We start from the raw sequence: 16331 nt of genomic DNA, 5'->3' as shown, positions 1-16331 counted from the left end.
CCGTGCTCCGTGTGCTCGGGGTGGACCCCGGGCTCACCCGGTGCGGCGTCGGCGTCGTCGAGGTCGCACCGAACCGGCGCGCACGGCTCGTCCACGTGACGGTCGTGCGCACCCCGGCGGACATGCCGCTCGAGCAGCGGCTGCTCCGCATCGCCGACGGCATCGCCGCCGAGATCGACGAGCACCACCCGGACGCGGTCGCCGTCGAGCGCGTGTTCGCGCAGGCGAACGTCCGCACCGTGATGGGCACCGCCCAGGCGGCCGGGCTCGCGCTGCACGCCGCGGCGGCCCGCGGGCTGCCCGTCGGCCTGCACACGCCGTCCGAGGTCAAGGCGGCCGTCACCGGCTACGGCAACGCCGACAAACGCCAGGTGCAGACCATGATCGCGCGCGTGCTCGGTCTCGCCGAGGCCCCGAAGCCGGCCGACGCCGCCGATGCGCTCGCGCTGGCCGTGTGCCATGCCTGGAGGCTCGGATCACCTGACGTCGCCGGCGAACGTGCCACGAACCTCACCCCGGCACAACGCGCGTGGCGCGACGCACAGGGCGGCACCGTCGACTCCCCGCTCGCCCGCGCGGCCGCCGCCGCGGCCCGACCGCGTGGCTCGTCGGCCGCGTCGGTGGGCGGCCGTAGGCTCGGGGCATGATCGCGAGTCTCCGGGGTACCTGCATCGACATCGCCGGTTCCGGCGTGGTGATCGAGGCCGGGGGAGTCGGGTACGCCGTCACCGTGACCCCGGCCCACGCACTGACGATGCGTCACGGGTCCGAGGTGTTCGTCCGCACCGCGATGATCGTGCGCGAAGACGAGCACCTGCTCTTCGGCTTCGAGTCGACCGACGCCCTCCAGGTGTTCGACCTGCTGCGCAGCGTCACGGGTGTCGGGCCCAAGTCCGCGATGGGCGTCCTGGCCCACATGGACCCGTCGCAGGTCGCGAACGCCGTGGCGAAGGACGACGACGGCGCCTTCCGCAAGGTCTCCGGCATCGGCCCGAAGACCGCGAAGCTCATCATCCTGGCGCTCACCGGCAAGCTCGCCGCGTTCGAGCAGGCCGCCGTCGTCACCGCCGGTCGTGGCACTGCCGCCCACCCGGCCGCGACCGACGTCGTCTCCGCACTGATCGGCCTCGGCTGGCGCGAGGACGCAGCACAGACCGCCGTCGACGAGACCGTCGCGAACGAGCCAGGGGCCGCGGCCATGGGCACGCAGGCGCTGCTCCGCGCTGCGCTCGGTGCGCTCCGGCCCGCCGGTGCCGGTCGATGAGCGGCATCACGTCAGCCGGAGCCGAGTCGCAGGAAGAACTCGCGTTCGAAGGTGCACTCCGGCCGCGGTCGCTCGACGAGTTCGTCGGCCAGCGGAAGGTGCGCGGGCAGCTCGACCTGCTGCTCAAGGCGGCGGGCATGCAGGACCGCACCCCGGACCACATCCTGATGGCCGGTCCTCCCGGCCTCGGCAAGACCACGCTCGCGATGATCGTCGCGCACGAGACCGGGCGTCCGTTGCGGATGTCGAGCGGGCCGGCGATCCAGCACGCGGGCGACCTGGCTGCCGTCCTGTCCTCGCTCGTGCCGGGCGAGGTCCTGTTCATCGACGAGATCCACCGGATGGCGCGCTCGGCGGAAGAGATGCTCTACCTGGCGATGGAGGACTTCCGGATCGACGTCATGGTGGGCAAGGGTGCCGGCGCGACGAGCATCCCGCTCGACCTCGCGCCGTTCACCCTGGTCGGTGCCACCACCCGCGCCGGCCTGCTGCCGAACCCGCTCCGTGACCGCTTCGGCTTCACGGCGCACCTCGAGTTCTACGAGAAGGACGAACTCGAACAGGTCCTGATCCGCGCCGCGCACCTGCTCGAGCTCGACATCGACCGATCGGCCCTGCGGGAGATCGCCGGGCGTTCCCGGGGCACCCCGCGCATCGCGAACCGCCTGCTCCGCCGGGTCCGCGACTACGCCCTCGTGCACCGCACCACCGACGGCATGACGGCCGTCCAGGGTGCACTCGACCTGTACGACGTCGACGAGCTCGGGCTCGACCGCCTCGACCGCGCCGTGGTCGAGATCATGCTGACGCGCTTCGACGGCGGACCGGTGGGGCTGAACACCCTCGCGGTCTCGGTCGGAGAGGAGTCCGAGACCATCGAGTCGGTCGTCGAACCCTTCCTCGTCCGGGTCGGTCTGGTCACGCGCACCCCGCGTGGCCGCATCGCGACCCCGGTCGCGTGGCGGCACCTCGGCCTCACCCCCGGGCAGGGCGTCGGGCCGCTCCCGGGCCTGTTCGACGACACCGACACCACCGACTAGCGGCCGATCGGTCGGGTGACATGCCACGCACAGTGGCGTGCCCTAGACTGCTACGGCCCGAAACCGAGCAACCAGAGAAGGCAACTGCATCATGGGTCAAGAAGTCATCCTCATCGTCATCGTCGTGGCGTTCGCGGCCTTCATGTTCTACAACAGCCGCAAGCGCAAGAAGCAGCAGGGCGAGCTCGCCACCAAGATGGTGCCCGGTGCTCGCGTGATGCTGTCCTTCGGCCTGTACGGCACGCTCCTCTCCGTCGATGACGAGAAGGTCACCGCCGACGTCGAGATCGCCCCCGGCACCGTCGTCACCGTGCACCGCCAGACCCTGTCGCGCGTCGTCGACGACAGCGCCTCGGACATCGAGACCACCGCGACGCCGGAGGACGAGGCAAAGCCCGTCGCCGAACTCAACGGGGAGCCGGTCTACGGCGAGCGGGTCGACAACGACCGCCTCGACGAGACCGACTCGAAGCGCAAGTCCGACGACTGACGCCCTCGGCCGCCGGGTCGTCTGACCCGGCGGCTTCCCTCTGCCGTCGTGCCTGAGCGCCGACGGTCCTGAACAGAAAGACGAGACGACCGGTGGCACGATCGACACCCGTCAAGAAGGCGCTGCGCTCGCTCACCTGGTTGGTGATCCTGATGGCGATCCTCGCCGGCCTGAACACCGCCGCGACGATCCTCGCCGGCAGCTCGAAGGACGACACGGACAAGTGGTACCAGGGCGCGAGCTGGGTACCGGAGCTCGCACTCGACCTGCAGGGCGGCACGCAGCTGACCCTCGCGGCGCAGAACACCGAGGGCGACTCGGTCACCTCGCAGCAGCTGCAGCAGGCGGTGGAGATCATCCGCCAGCGCATCAACGCCACCGGCGTCTCCGAGACCGAGATCAACACGCAGGGTGCGAACAACATCGTCGTGTCGATCCCCGGTCGGCCCGACAAGGCCACGATCGACCGCATCGAGGCAGCGGCGAAGCTGACGTTCCGCCCAGTGCTCTTCACCGAGGCCGCGACGAACTCCGCCGTCGGTGACGACGGGAAGTCCACCGCCTCGCCGACGCCGTACTCGCCGCCCGCATCGCTCGCGGCGACGCCGAGCGCGAAGCCGACGAACGCCAGCGACGTCAACTGGATCACCCCGGCGCTGCAGGACCTGTACACCAACTACAACTGCGCGGCGCCGGACGACGTCACCTCGGCGCCGGACGACGAGCCCCTCGTCACCTGTGACGCCGACGGTGCGTCGAAGTACATCCTCGGCCCGGTCGAGGTCTCCGGTGCGAACATCAGCAACGCCACCTCGGGTCTGGCCACCGACTCGCAGGGCACGTCGACGGGCCAGTGGGCCGTCAACCTGACCTTCGACGGCCAGGGCACGAAGGACTTCCGCACCGTCACGAACCGCCTCGTCTCGCTGCAGGCACCGCAGAACCAGTTCGCGATCGTGCTGGACGGCTCGGTCATCACGGCCCCGTCCACGAACTCCGCCATCACCAACGGCAAGGCGCAGATCACCGGCTCGTTCACGGCCGAGTCGTCGAAGACGCTCGCCGACCAGCTCAAGTACGGTGCGCTGCCGATCAACTTCCAGGTGCAGTCGAACGAGAACATCTCGGCGACGCTCGGAACGGCTCAGCTCATCGGTGGTCTCGTCGCGGGTCTGATCGGCCTCGGCCTGGTGATCATCTACTCCGTCATCCAGTACCGGGCGCTCGCGTTCGTCACCGTGCTCTCGCTCGGGGTGGCAGCCGTCCTGACCTACCTGGTCATCGCGATCATGTCGTGGCGCGTCGACTACCGCCTGTCCTTGGCGGGTGTGGCGGGTCTGATCGTCGCGATCGGCATCACGGCGGACTCGTTCATCGTCTACTTCGAACGCATCCGTGACGAACTCCGCGACGGTCGTGCGCTCGAGAGTGCGGTCGAGTCCGGCTGGAAACGTGCACTCCGCACGATCCTGGCGTCCGACGCGGTGAACTTCCTCGCCGCCGTCACCCTGTACGTGCTCGCGGTCGCCGACGTGAAGGGCTTCGCGTTCACGCTGCTCCTCACCACGCTGATCGACATCGTGGTGGTCGCGCTCTTCACCCACCCGATGATGCAGCTCATCTCCCGCACCCGGTTCTTCGGCGAGGGGCACAAGTTCAGTGGGCTCGACCCAGCGGCGCTCGGTGCCGTCTACAAGGGGCGTGCGCAGTTCCGCGCCCCCGTGGTGGACGGCAAGCGCCAGCGCAGTGCCGGTGAGGCGCAGCGCCGACAGACGATCGCGGAGCGGAAGGCCCAGCAGGCCTCCGGCGACAACGGCTCGACGCCGGACGGGAAGGACGACTGATGGCCAGCTTCAGCCAGTTCGGTAGCGACCTCTACACGGGGAAGCGGTCGTACGACATCATCGGGCGACGCAAGACCTGGTACCTCATCGCGCTCATCATGATCGTGATCTCGCTCGCCACCCCGTGGCTGCGCGGCGGGTACCAGCTCGGCATCGAGTTCACCGGTGGTTCCGAGTTCACCCTGTCGGACGTCGAGAACACCGACCAGAGCATCGCGACGGACACCGTCGAGCGAGTCGTCTCGGACGAGATCCCGCGCGTCTCCCAGCTCGGCACGCACGGCATCCGCGTCCAGACGGGCCAGCTCACCGACCGTCAGACGACCGAGGTGCAGGACGCCCTGGCCGAGGCGTACGACGTGCCGGAGAGCCAGGTCGCCGCGACGTTCATCGGTGCCACGTGGGGCGCCGACGTGCTCGCCCAGGCGATCCGCGGTCTGGTGATCTTCCTCGCCCTGGCCGCTGTGTTCATGACGCTGTACTTCCGCACCTGGAAGATGTCGCTCTCCGCGATGGCCGCGCTGCTGCACGACCTGTTGATCACGGCCGGTGTCTACGGCATCGTCGGGCTCGAGGTCACGCCCGCGGCGGTGATCGGGTTCCTGACGATCCTCGGGTACTCGCTCTACGACACCGTGGTGGTCTTCGACAAGGTGCGTGAGAACACCGCGCAGGAGTCGATCCGCACGTTCAAGCAGTCGGTGAACCTCGCGGTGAACCAGACGCTCGTCCGCTCGATCAACACCTCGGTCGTGGCGCTGCTGCCCGTCGCGGCGATCCTGTTCATCGGGTCCTACGTGCTCGGTGCCGGCACGCTCCGCGACATCTCGCTCGCACTGTTCATCGGCATCATCGTCGGTACCTACTCGACGATCTTCATCGCCTCGCCGATGTACGCCCAGCTGCGCGAGAACGAGCCGAAGATCAAGCAGGCCGACGCCAAGAAGATCCAGGCGGCCGAGAAGCGCCAGCGCGAGGTCGACGCCGCCGCCGACGCGAAGGCGACCGCCTGATGCCGATCGAGATCACCGAGGTCGACGTCGCCGAGGCGCGTCGCCGGCTCGAGTCGGGGTCGCGGCTGTTCGACGTCCGTGAGCAGGGGGAGTGGGACGAGGTCCACGCTCCCGAGGCCACGCTCGTCCCGATGTCCGAGCTGGTGAACCGCTGGCAGGAGATCGACGGCGGCGGCGAACCCGCGATCATCGTCTGCCACTCGGGTGCTCGTTCGGCCCGGGTGGTCGCGGCACTCGAACAGTCCGGTGTCTCGGCGGTCAACCTGACCGGCGGCATGGTCGCCTGGGAGCAGTCCGGCGCACCGGTGGTCCGCGACGCCCAGGGCGAACCGGGTCACGAGCACTGACCGGACACGCGTAGTGTTGGCGGATCGAGCTCGGATCGAGCTCTCGGACCGAGTCCTGGGAGGCGCATCATGACGGACACCCGCGAAGAGCCGTCCGCGCCGAGCCGCCCCGGCTCCGCCCAGCGGCCGACCAGCCCCCTCGGGCCGAACACGACGGGCAACCTCGGTTCCCTCCGCTCGCTGCTGCCGCGCCTGTTCTCCCGCGCCCAGCCTGCCGGTGCCGTGGACACCCTGATCCGCACGGTGCGCTCGCACCACCCCAAGGCCGATGTCACGCTCATCGAGCGCGCGTACTCCGTCGCCGAGCGCGCGCACGACGGTCAGAAGCGCAAGTCCGGCGAGCCGTACATCACGCACCCCGTCGCGGTCGCCCAGATCCTGGCCGACCTGGGCATCGGGCCGATCACGATCGCCGCAGCGCTGCTCCACGACACGGTCGAGGACACCGACTACCAGCTCGACCAGCTGCAGGTCGACTTCGGCGACGAGATCGCCATGCTCGTCGACGGCGTCACGAAGCTCGACAAGGTCAAGTACGGCGACAGCGCCCAGGCCGAGACGGTCCGCAAGATGGTCATCGCGATGTCGAAGGACATCCGCGTGCTGGTCATCAAGCTCGCCGACCGGCTGCACAACGCCCGCACCTGGGGCTTCGTCGAGTCCACCTCCGCCACCCGCAAGGCGAAGGAGACGCTCGAGATCTACGCGCCCCTCGCGCACCGGCTCGGCATCCAGATGATCAAGCTCGAGCTCGAGGACCTGTCGTTCGCGGTCCTGCACCCGAAGCTCTACGTCGAGATCGACAGCCTGGTCAAGGAACGCCAGCCGAAGCGCGAGCAGTTCGTCCAGAACGTCATCGGCACGCTCAAGAAGGACCTGAAAGCCGCGAAGGTCCGCGGCGAGGTCATGGGGCGGCCGAAGCAGTACTACTCCATCTACCAGAAGATGATCGTGCGGGGTCGCGAGTTCGACGAGATCTACGACCTCGTCGGCATCCGGGTGCTCGTGCCGACGGTGCGCGACTGCTACGCCATGCTCGGTTCGGTGCACGCACGGTGGACACCGCTGCCCGGCCGGTTCAAGGACTACATCGCGACGCCGAAGTTCAACCTGTACCAGTCGCTGCACACCAGCGTGCTCGGGCCGCAGGGGCGCCCGGTCGAGATCCAGATCCGCACGCACGAGATGCACCAGCGCGCCGAGTTCGGTGTCGCCGCGCACTGGAAGTACAAGCAGCGCGCTGCGGGCCGCGACGTCGGGACCTCGTCGACCACCGACGACCAGGACATGGCGTGGCTCGCCCACATCACCGACTGGCAGGCCGAGACGAGCGACCCGGGGGAGTTCCTCGACTCGCTCCGCTACGAGATCGGCGCGAAGGAGACCTACGTCTTCACGCCGCAGGGGAAGGTCATCGGCCTGCCCGCCGGCGCCACCCCGGTGGACTTCGCGTACGCCGTGCACACCGAGGTCGGGCACCGCACGATGGGCGCCAAGGTCAACGGTCGCCTCGTCCCGCTCGAGAGCTCGCTGTCGAGCGGTGACGTCGTCGAGATCTTCACGTCGAAGAACCCCGACTCGGGTCCGTCGCAGGACTGGCTGAAGTTCGTCAAGAGCCCGCGGGCGCGCAACAAGATCAAGCAGTGGTTCACCAAGGAGCGCCGCGAAGAGGCGATCGAGCAGGGCCGCGACGCCATCGCCCGCGCCGTGCGCAAGCAGAACCTGCCGCTCCAGCGGATCATGAGCCAGGACACCATCGCCGAGGTCGCTTCGTCGATGCGGTACGACGACGTCTCGGCCCTGTACGCCGCGGTCGGCGAGGGGCACGTCTCGACACAGTCGGTCATCGAGAAGGTCCTGGGCAGCGTCCAGAGCGACACGGAGACCGACGAGCCGGAGCTCACGTTCCCGCGCCAGGTCACGAGCCGTCAGCTGCGCACGAGCGACAGCGGCGTGCTGGTGCGCGGTGCGCCGGACATCCTGGTGAAGCTCGCGAAGTGCTGCACGCCGGTGCCGGGCGACCAGATCGTCGGGTTCATCACCCGCGGGCAGGGCGTCTCGGTGCACCAGTCGTCGTGCACGAACGTCAAGTCCCTGATGAACGAGCCCGACCGGATGATCGAGGTCGAGTGGGCTCCGTCGTCGAAGTCGGTGTTCCTCGTGCAGATCCAGATCGAGGCGCTCGATCGGTCGGGGCTGCTCAGTGACGTCACCCGGGTGCTCACCGACCACCACGTCAACATCCTGTCGGCGACGGTCTCGACCTCGTCCGACCGGTTGGCGCTCAGTCGATTCGTGTTCGAGATGGGTGACACCATCCACCTCGACCGGGTGCTGAACGCGGTCCGACGCATCGACGCCGTCTACGACGTCTACCGCGTCAGCGCGGGCTGAGCACGGCCCGAGCCCGCGTCGCCGCGCGCTGAGCACGGCCCGAGCCCATGTCAGCGTGCGCTGAGCAGCCCGCGCAGCCGTCGTTCGGCCTGCCGCGCCATCGGGATGGTCCCGAGTCCGCTCAGGCGCGCGTGCAGCTCGTCCACGGACACCGCCCCGATCGTCAGCAGGCCGTCGACGGCCGCTGCCCGCTCGGTGTCCCACTCGCCCGGCGTGCGGAGCAGGTCGACAGCGGTGCGTTCCGGCGTCGTGACGACGGTCTGCACGGACCCCAACCGGACCACGTCGACGGGCTGGAGCGCGACCTCGCGCAGGTGCAGGCCCGGCCCGACCGCGATGCGCAGCTGCGGCGGGACGCTCGCCTCGATCGGGTCCGGCGGCCGCGACGCCGCGCCCCAGATCCACGCCGCGGTCCGGCCGGAGGCCACGAGCCGCGCGTCGCCGAAGACCCACGATGCCGCGCTCGCGCGCAGCGCCGGGTCCTGCGGCGTCGCGGGGGAGGCCCAGCAGGGCCCGACGGGCACCAATTCGCCCGCGAGCACCGCAGCGCGCAGCTCCGCTTCGGGCCAGTCGTCCGTGGTCAGGAGACGGGAACCGGGCACCCCGTCATCCTGCCGGACACCGACACCCGGCCGACACCCCCTGTGGAGAGGCCGGGCACGTCGGCGGCGGCAGCGCCGCTCGACGCAGGGCGTCGCCGCGGTCTGCTCGACGCAGGGCGTCGCCGCGGTCCGCTCAGCGCAGGACGTCGGCGCGGTGCACGAGTGCCGCCGCGCCGATGAGCGGGCCGTCCTGCGACAGCGCCGTCGGCACGATGCGCACCTTCGTCACGAACCCGAACTCGACGCGCTCCGCCACCGCTTCGCGTGCGTACTCGAACAGGTCCGGCGTGACGTGGGAGAACCCGCCGCCGATCGCCACGACCTCGAGGTCGACGAGGCTCGTCGCCGCCGCGATCGCCTGCCCGAGCGCCCGGCCGCTGCGCTTGACCGCCGCGACCGCGATCTCGTCGCCGGCCGCGTACGCCGCGGACAGCGCTTCGCCGGTGGACCCGTCGAACCCCTGCCGCTGCGCCCAGGCGACGGTCTTCGGGCCGCTGGCGATCGCCTCGAGGCAGCCGGTACCGCCGCAGGCGCACGGGTCGTCGTAGCCGCCGCACTCCACGTGCCCGATGTGCCCGGCGTTGCCCGTCGGGCCGCTGACGGTGCGGCCGTGCAGGATGAGACCTCCGCCGACGCCCGTCGACACGATCATGCCCATGACGTGGTCGTACCCCTGGGCCGCACCGACCCAGTGCTCGGCCAGCGTGATCGCCAGGCCGTCCATGCGCAGCGTGACCGGCACGCCCTCGGGCACGAGCGCGGCGATGCGGTCGCGCAGCGGGTGGCCACGCCACACCGGCATGTTGAGCGGGGAGATGAGGCCGTGCTCCTCGTCGACGGGGCCGGCCGAGCCGACCCCGACGCCGACCAGGGTCGCGTCGGTCGGGACCGTGGCGAGCGCGCTCGTCACGACCTCGTCGACGGCGGCCTGCAGCTCGTCGGACGTGCGCTGCGGCCCGGTGGGGCTGCGGAAGCGCGTCCCCGGCAGGACGACGCCCTGGTCGGTGACGAGAGCGGCCTCGACCTTGGTGCCGCCGAGGTCGACGGCGAGTGCGAGGGCGGGGGACTGGGGTGCGGTGCTGGACATGCGCGCTCCGATGCGGCGGTCTGGAGGCCCGGGGCGGCTCCCGGACGCGGCGTCGCGTTCGGTGGGCCCCGGCCTGGCAGGTGGTGGGTCGGTCGGGTCAGGTCGTCGTGCGGTGGATCAGGTCGTGTCGCGGTGGGTCAGTAGGAGCTGGTGTCGTCGCCCTGCGACGACGCGGCCCCGGTCTCGACGCGGTGCGCGACCTCGTCGAGGATGCGCGCGGACGCACTCGTACCGATGCGGTTCGCCCCGGCGGCCACCATCTCGAGCAGGGTGTCGAGCCCGCGGACACCGCCCGAGGCCTTGACGCCCGTGTCGGCTCCGACCGTGCGCCGCATCAGTGCGATGTGCTCGGTCGTCGCCCCGCCGCCGGCGAACCCGGTGGAGGTCTTCACGAACGCGGCACCGGCGGACTGCGCGGCACGCGAGGCCGCGACGATCTCGTCGTCGGTCAGGAAGGCGGTCTCGAGGATGACCTTGACGACGGTGGACCCGGCGGCGTCGACGACGGCGCGGACGTCCTGCTCGACGCGCTCCCAGTCGCCGGACTTCGCGGCGCCGATGTTCTGCACCATGTCGAGCTCGAACGCCCCGTCGGCGAGGGCCTGCAGCGACTCGGCGACCTTGGCCGCGGTGGACGTGGTGCCGTGCGGGAAGCCGATGACCGTGCCGACGCCGACGCCGGTGCCCCGGAGACGCTCGACGGAGTAAGCGACGTCGCTGGGCCGGACGCACACGCTGAAGACCCGGTACGCGGCGGCTTCGTCGAGCTGGGCGTCGACGTCCGAGCGGGTGAGCTCGGGCTTCAGGATCGCGTGGTCGATGAGGCCGCGGACGGCATCGGCGGTGACGGGGAAGGCTGCGTTGTCCACCCGGCAAGCCTACCCGTCAGGCGTGCCGCGTAGCGTTCCGGGCATGCAGGTCCTCGTCACCGGCGCCACCGGGTACATCGGCGGTCGTCTCGTCCCCCGTCTCCTCGAAGCCGGACACTCCGTGCGCGTGTTCGTGCGCAACCCCCGGAAGCTCCAGGACGTCCCGTGGAGCAGCGACGTCGACGTCGCCGAAGGAGACCTGCAGGACGCCGACGCGGTCCGCGCCGCGGTCGGCGGCGTCGAGGCCGTCTACTACCTCGCCCACGCGATGGGTGCCGACGGCGACTTCGAGTCCGCGGAACGGCAGGCGGCCGAGACGATGGCGCACGAGGCGAAGCGCGCCGGTGTCAGCCGGTTCGTATACCTGGGCGGCCTGCACCCCGACGGCGACCTGTCGAAGCACCTGCGCAGCCGGAAAGAGGTGGGGGAGATCCTGCTCCGCTCCGGCGTGCCGACGATCGCTTACCAGGCCGGCGTCGTCATCGGTTCCGGCAGCACCTCGTTCGAGATGATCCGGCACGTGACCGACGTCCTGCCGTGGATGCCGGCACCGCGGTGGGTGCGCAACCGGATCCAGCCGATCGCCGTGCGCGACGTCCTGTACTACCTGGTCGCGGCGCTCGACGTCCCCGCCGACGTCAACCGCACCTTCGACATCGGCGGGCCGGACGTCCTGCGCTACGGGCAGATGCTCAACGGCTACGCGGTCGAGGCGAAGCTGCGGCAGCGGCCGATCACGGTCCTGCCGGTGCTCACCCCACGCCTCGCCGCACACTGGTTCAACGCCGTCACCCCGATCCCGCGCAAGCTCGCGACGCCGATCATCGAGTCGCTGCAGTTCGAGTGCGTCCAGCGCGAGCACGACATCGACGACGTCGTCCCGCAGCCCGAGGGCGGGCTCACGTCGTACCGCCGCGCCGTCCGACTGGCCCTGAACAAGATGCGCTCCGGCGAGGTGCAGACGAGTTGGCGGAGCGCCACCCTGTCGAGCGCCTCGGCCGACCCGATGCCGACCGACCCGGACTGGGCCGGCCACACCGTCTACGTCGACGACCGGAAGCGCCACTCGAGCGCCTCGGCGGAGGACGTCTGGCGCGTCGTCGAGTCGATCGGCGGCGAGAACGGCTGGTACTCGTTCCCGCTGGCCTGGGTCGCGCGCGGCTGGATGGACAAGGTCGCCGGTGGCGTCGGCCTCAGCCGTGGTCGTCGTGACCAGGACCGACTCGAGCAGGGCGACGCACTCGACTGGTGGCGCGTCGAACGCCTCGAGCGCGGGCACTACCTGCGGCTCCGCGCCGAGTTCAAGTCACCCGGGCGCGCCTGGCTCGAGATGACCGTGACCCCGAACCCCGAGGGCGGCAGCGACTACCACCAGCGGGCGATCTACTTCCCGCAGGGTCTGCCCGGCCGGCTGTACTGGTACGGGATCCTGCCCTTCCACGGGATCATCTTCCCCGGCATGGTCGAGCGCATCACCGCGGCCGCCGAGCGCGAGTCGGACAACACCGAGTCGACGCAGCGCAACCGGACCCAGCACAATGGGAGTCCGGAACCGGTGAACGAGGAGGCAGCATGACCGAGGAACGCAGTCCCGTCCTGTTCCTGGGGGACAGCATCACGGCCCAGGGGTCGTGGGACAGCTGGCTCCCCGACGAGCAGACCCTGAACCAGGGCATCAGCGGTGACACGACGGACGGCGTGCTCGCGCGGCTCGACGCGGTCATCGCCGAACAGCCCGAGGTGATCGTGCTGTTGATCGGCACGAACGACTTCGGCAACCACCGGGCGAGCGCCGAACACGTCGTCCGCAACGTCGAGACGATCCTCGTCACCCTGCGGCGCGAGCTGCCCGGTGTCCGCCTGCTGCTCGTCTCCGTCCTGCCCCGTCAGGCCGAGTACACGACCAAGATCGAGGAGGCGAACCGGCACCTGCGCCAGTTCGTCGCCACCTGCCACGCGCAGTACCTCGACGCGTGGCCCGCGCTGGCCGACGGCGACCACCTCGACGACCGCTTCACCGACGACGGCCTGCACCTCACCGACGAGGGCTACCGGGCCTACCTCGACGAGCTGGTCCCCGCGCTCGAGCGTGTGCGGGGTCTCCCGCCGATGTCCCGGTCCTTCACGGCCATCGACCTCGACGAGGCCCCCGCCTGATGGCTGGCCGCAAGGGACGACCCCCGGTGGGGTCGTCGCAGAACGGTGTGCCCGCCGCACCGGTCCGACCGGCCGCGGGGACGACGAACCCCCGGGCCACCCCGGGGTTCACCCGGCCGGCACTCGCGCCGTCGCTCATCGCCGCGATCGTCCTGCTCGCCTGCGTCGCGATCATCGACTCGTCCGGCTTCGTCTTCGCCCGCTGGGGGATCACGGTGCTGTCCCTCATCGTGCTCGTCTTCGCGGTGCGCGGGAAGACGTGGTGGGCCGCCGTGCTGATGGCCGCCGTCGCCGTCTGCTGGAACCCCCTGGTCACGGTTCCGATCCCCGGCCAGGTGTGGGCCGCGCTGCAGATCCTGGCTGCCGCCCTGTTCATCGTGGTGGGCATCGCCGTCAAGGTGCCGCGCGAGGCGGACGCACCCCGGGCCTCCTGACCGGCTCCGCTGACCGCCTGCGGAACCGACCGGGCGGGCGGACGGTAGGATCGCAGGGTCGGGTACAGGACCCGGCAGCACGACCCGAAGGGCATGGATGAACGACGAGACCGAGCCGGTGACCGAGAGTCCTCTGCTGACCCCTCGACCGTCCTCCGGCGGTCTCGACCGGCCCGACGTCGTCGTCCGCAAGGGGCGCCTGACGCTGCTCAACGGCCACCTGACGCCGCAGCAGTCGATGATCGAGGACCTGTTGTTCCTGGACGACGCGCTGACCGAGGCGGACGTCGACCACCTGCTCATCCGCGGCAACGACGAGCGTCCGGTCATCGCGATCGACGAGCGCGACCGGCAGCGTGCGGAGAGCGCCGTCATGGCCGCCGCCGTCAACGAACCGTTCTACGCGAAGCCGCCCGGCGAACCGGCCGTGCTCGTCCAGGACGACGGCCTCGGGCCCGTCGACGAGCCGGTGCTGCGCGTCTTCCGTCCGCGTCTCGAGCCCCTCGGTCGTCTGCGCTACGGCGCCGAGACGAGCGTGCAGCTCGAGTTCTGGCGACTCACCGACACCGAGGTGCTCGCGCCCGTCGAGAACGCACTGATGCGCCGCAGCCTGCCGGTCGACGAGTTCGTGCTCGTCGACATCGAGCGCTACGGCCGCACCTGGCGCACCGTCGAGCACATGTTCGACGACCACGTCTCCGACATCCGGTTCCCGATCGACATCGTCTTCTCGTGGGTCGACGGCAACGCCATCGAGTACCAGCGCGCCCGCCAGGCAGCGCAGGCGACGGCCGTCCTGGGCGAGGGCGACGACGCCCCCGCACGGTTCCGCCAGATCGACGAGCTCAAGTACGCACTCCGCTCGGTGCACACGTTCGCGCCGTGGATCCGCCAGATCTACATCGCCACCGACTCACCCGCCCCGCACTGGCTCGCCGACCACCCCAAGGTCCGCATCGTGCGCAGCGAGGAGTTCTTCGCCGACCCGTCCGTCCTGCCGACGCACAACTCGCAGGCCGTCGAGTCGCAGCTGCACCACATCCCGGGCATCAGCGAGCACTTCATCTACTCGAACGACGACATGTTCTTCGGCCGCACCGTCGACCCCTCGGTGTTCTTCAGCCCGGGGTCGGTGTCGAAGTTCATCCTCGCCACCACCCGCATCGGGCTCGGCGTGAACAACGCCGCGCGCAGCGGGTTCGAGAACTCCGCACGGGTCAACCGGCGCCTGTTGCAGCAGCGGTTCGGTGCGGTCACCACCAGGCACCTCGAGCACGCCCCCACCCCGCTCCGGTCGTCGATCATGACGGAGATGGAGCACGAGTTCGCCGACGAGTTCCGTGCCACGGCAGCGTCGCGCTTCCGTGCTGCCGAGAACATCTCGGTGACCAACTCGCTCTACCACTACTACTCGTTGCTCACGGGTCGGGCGATCACGCAGGAGAACGCCGACGTCCGCTACATCGACACCACGATGCAGTCCGGGCTGCGGTCGCTCGACGAGCTGCTCAAGAAGCGGAACGCGGACTTCTTCTGCCTGAACGACGGCAGTTTCCCCGAGGTCAGCGACGAGGAGCGGACGCAGCGCGTGACCGACTTCCTCGAGCGCTACTTCCCCTTCCCCGCGCCGTGGGAGCGCCCCGGCGCTTAGGACGCGCCAGCGTCCTGCCGGGGCGCTCCGGGCGAGCCTGCGAGCCCGGTCCCAAGGGGCGCGTAGGACGCGCCAGCGTCCTGCCGGGGCGCACCGCACATGGTGAGCACAAATGGTCGGGTCCGCACTGCGGACCCGACCATTCCTGCTCACGAAGTGCGGCGACCTACCGGTGGACGGGGGAGACCGGCACCGAGTCGAGCGTGAAGACGGGGATGCTCGAGGTCACCGGAGCCGGCTCGACCGCGGGCGGGATCGTGACCCCGTGCGCTGCGAGGCGGGCCTCGGTCTCGACGGCCGACACGGGTTCGCCGACCGTGGAGTAGTGCCCGATCGGGACGACCGAGTGCACGACGTTGTGGCCGTAGACGTGCACCAGGTTGAACGATTGCGCGCCGTCCCGCCCACGCGTGCCGCCCTGGAACTCGGTGAGGTCCTGCGTGTAGCAGGTGGCACTGGCGACCGACACCGGGATACCCGCGAAGACCGCGCTCGTCGAGTAGTGCAGGTGTCCGGCGATGATGGACAGGACGTCACTGCCCTCCACGACCTCGGCAAGGGCCTGCTGGTCGCGGAGCTCGACGAGGACGGTCAGGTCCTGCACGCTCGGCACGGGCGGGTGGTGCATCGCCAGGATGGTGCCGTGCGGCGCAGCCTCGGACAGGACCTCGGCCAGCCAGTCGAGCTGCTCGGGGGAGACCTCGCCGTGGTGGTGGCCCGGGACGCTCGTGTCGAGGGTGATCACCCGCAGACCGTTGACGTCGTAGACGAAGTCGACCGGACGGTCGGTGGGGTGCAACCCGAAGAGCTCCTGACGGAACGCGCCGCGCTCGTCGTGGTTGCCCATCGCCCAGATGACCTGGGCACCGATCCGGCGGGCAGCCGGCTCGACGATCTCGCGGACACGGGCGTAGGCACCCGGTTCGCCCTTGTCGGCCACGTCGCCGGTGACGACGATCGCCTCGGGCCGGGTGCCTGATGCTTCGATGTCCGCGACGATCTCGGTGAGCCGGGCGGCGGAGTCGACCCCGCCGTACAGATCGCCGTCGCCAGAGACGAGGTGGGTGTCGCTGAGGTGGAGGAGGAAGTGGTTCGGCCTGGGGTGTTCGGCCGTCCGGCTGTCCATCGGGGTCTCATTC

16 protein-coding genes are annotated in these 16331 nt (G+C 70.3%); 12 read left to right on the top strand and 4 right to left on the bottom strand.

The genetic code is table 11. The features are described 5' to 3' along the window. The first annotated feature begins 2 nt into the window (after nucleotides 1–2). The 8 genes from ruvC (at nucleotide 3) to EDF42_RS06435 (ending at nucleotide 8392) form a co-directional block, all read left to right on the top strand. The gene (ruvC, locus tag EDF42_RS06470; RefSeq protein WP_111084043.1) at nucleotides 3–647 is read left to right on the top strand and encodes a crossover junction endodeoxyribonuclease RuvC; all 645 of its coding nucleotides are present in this window, start codon (nucleotides 3–5) and stop codon (nucleotides 645–647) included. Beyond that, a complete protein-coding gene (gene ruvA, locus EDF42_RS06465) occupies nucleotides 644–1264 on the top strand; it encodes a Holliday junction branch migration protein RuvA (protein WP_111084042.1) in 621 nt (206 codons plus the stop codon). The genes ruvC and ruvA overlap by 4 nt, the downstream gene beginning before the upstream one ends. Beyond that, nucleotides 1261–2304: a Holliday junction branch migration DNA helicase RuvB gene (gene ruvB / locus EDF42_RS06460; RefSeq protein WP_123339626.1), complete on the top strand. Its 1044-nt coding sequence runs from the start codon at nucleotides 1261–1263 to the stop codon at nucleotides 2302–2304. The genes ruvA and ruvB overlap by 4 nt, the downstream gene beginning before the upstream one ends. 91 nt (nucleotides 2305–2395) lie before the next feature. Next, complete coding sequence (gene yajC, locus EDF42_RS06455; protein ID WP_111084040.1) at nucleotides 2396–2794, top strand: preprotein translocase subunit YajC; 399 nt, start codon at nucleotides 2396–2398, stop codon at nucleotides 2792–2794. A gap of 92 nt (nucleotides 2795–2886) precedes the next feature. Beyond that, a complete protein-coding gene (gene secD / locus EDF42_RS06450; protein WP_123292812.1) occupies nucleotides 2887–4638 on the top strand; it encodes a protein translocase subunit SecD in 1752 nt (583 codons plus the stop codon). Further along, nucleotides 4638–5651 carry a protein translocase subunit SecF gene (secF, locus tag EDF42_RS06445; protein ID WP_123671779.1) on the top strand — a complete coding sequence of 338 codons (1014 nt, stop codon included), beginning with the start codon at nucleotides 4638–4640 and terminating at the stop codon, nucleotides 5649–5651. The genes secD and secF overlap by 1 nt, the downstream gene beginning before the upstream one ends. Continuing rightward, the gene (locus tag EDF42_RS06440) at nucleotides 5651–5998 is read left to right on the top strand and encodes a rhodanese-like domain-containing protein (protein ID WP_123671778.1); all 348 of its coding nucleotides are present in this window, start codon (nucleotides 5651–5653) and stop codon (nucleotides 5996–5998) included. The genes secF and EDF42_RS06440 overlap by 1 nt, the downstream gene beginning before the upstream one ends. 69 nt (nucleotides 5999–6067) lie before the next feature. Next, on the top strand, nucleotides 6068–8392 hold the full coding sequence (locus EDF42_RS06435) for a bifunctional (p)ppGpp synthetase/guanosine-3',5'-bis(diphosphate) 3'-pyrophosphohydrolase (protein WP_228505676.1): 2325 nt from the start codon (nucleotides 6068–6070) through the stop codon (nucleotides 8390–8392). Between the two features lie 50 nt (nucleotides 8393–8442). On the opposite strand, the gene EDF42_RS06430 is transcribed toward EDF42_RS06435, so the two are convergent. From EDF42_RS06430 to deoC, 3 genes are all read right to left on the bottom strand, one after another. Continuing rightward, a complete protein-coding gene (locus EDF42_RS06430; RefSeq protein WP_123671777.1) occupies nucleotides 8443–8994 on the bottom strand; it encodes a type IV toxin-antitoxin system AbiEi family antitoxin in 552 nt (183 codons plus the stop codon). 133 nt (nucleotides 8995–9127) lie between these two features. After that, entirely contained in the window at nucleotides 9128–10081 is a 954-nt protein-coding gene (locus EDF42_RS06425) for an ROK family protein (protein WP_123671776.1), read from the bottom strand. Between the two features lie 137 nt (nucleotides 10082–10218). Further along, nucleotides 10219–10950: a deoxyribose-phosphate aldolase gene (gene deoC, locus EDF42_RS06420; RefSeq protein ID WP_123671775.1), complete on the bottom strand. Its 732-nt coding sequence runs from the start codon at nucleotides 10948–10950 to the stop codon at nucleotides 10219–10221. A 43-nt stretch (nucleotides 10951–10993) separates the two neighbouring features. Here deoC and EDF42_RS06415 point away from each other — a divergent pair, with 43 nt between their 5' ends. The 4 genes from EDF42_RS06415 (at nucleotide 10994) to EDF42_RS06400 (ending at nucleotide 15192) form a co-directional block, all read left to right on the top strand. Next, complete coding sequence (locus tag EDF42_RS06415) at nucleotides 10994–12526, top strand: SDR family oxidoreductase (RefSeq protein WP_123671774.1); 1533 nt, start codon at nucleotides 10994–10996, stop codon at nucleotides 12524–12526. After that, nucleotides 12523–13107, top strand: coding sequence for a GDSL-type esterase/lipase family protein (locus tag EDF42_RS06410; protein ID WP_123671773.1), 585 nt, complete (start codon nucleotides 12523–12525; stop codon nucleotides 13105–13107). Before EDF42_RS06415 ends, EDF42_RS06410 begins: the two co-directional genes overlap by 4 nt. After that, entirely contained in the window at nucleotides 13107–13541 is a 435-nt protein-coding gene (locus EDF42_RS06405; RefSeq protein WP_185040797.1) for a DUF6804 family protein, read from the top strand. The genes EDF42_RS06410 and EDF42_RS06405 overlap by 1 nt, the downstream gene beginning before the upstream one ends. A gap of 97 nt (nucleotides 13542–13638) precedes the next feature. Then, nucleotides 13639–15192: a stealth conserved region 3 domain-containing protein gene (locus tag EDF42_RS06400; protein ID WP_123294423.1), complete on the top strand. Its 1554-nt coding sequence runs from the start codon at nucleotides 13639–13641 to the stop codon at nucleotides 15190–15192. Nucleotides 15193–15358: 166 nt separating this feature from the next. On the opposite strand, the gene EDF42_RS06395 is transcribed toward EDF42_RS06400, so the two are convergent. Beyond that, on the bottom strand, nucleotides 15359–16318 hold the full coding sequence (locus EDF42_RS06395) for a phosphodiesterase (RefSeq protein WP_123294422.1): 960 nt from the start codon (nucleotides 16316–16318) through the stop codon (nucleotides 15359–15361). Nucleotides 16319–16331: the final 13 nt, after the last annotated feature.

The sequence above is a fragment of the Curtobacterium sp. PhB172 genome, from assembly GCF_003752545.1.
Taxonomy (GTDB): Bacteria; Actinomycetota; Actinomycetes; order Actinomycetales; family Microbacteriaceae; genus Curtobacterium.
This window is presented reverse-complemented; position numbering and strand designations above follow the sequence as displayed.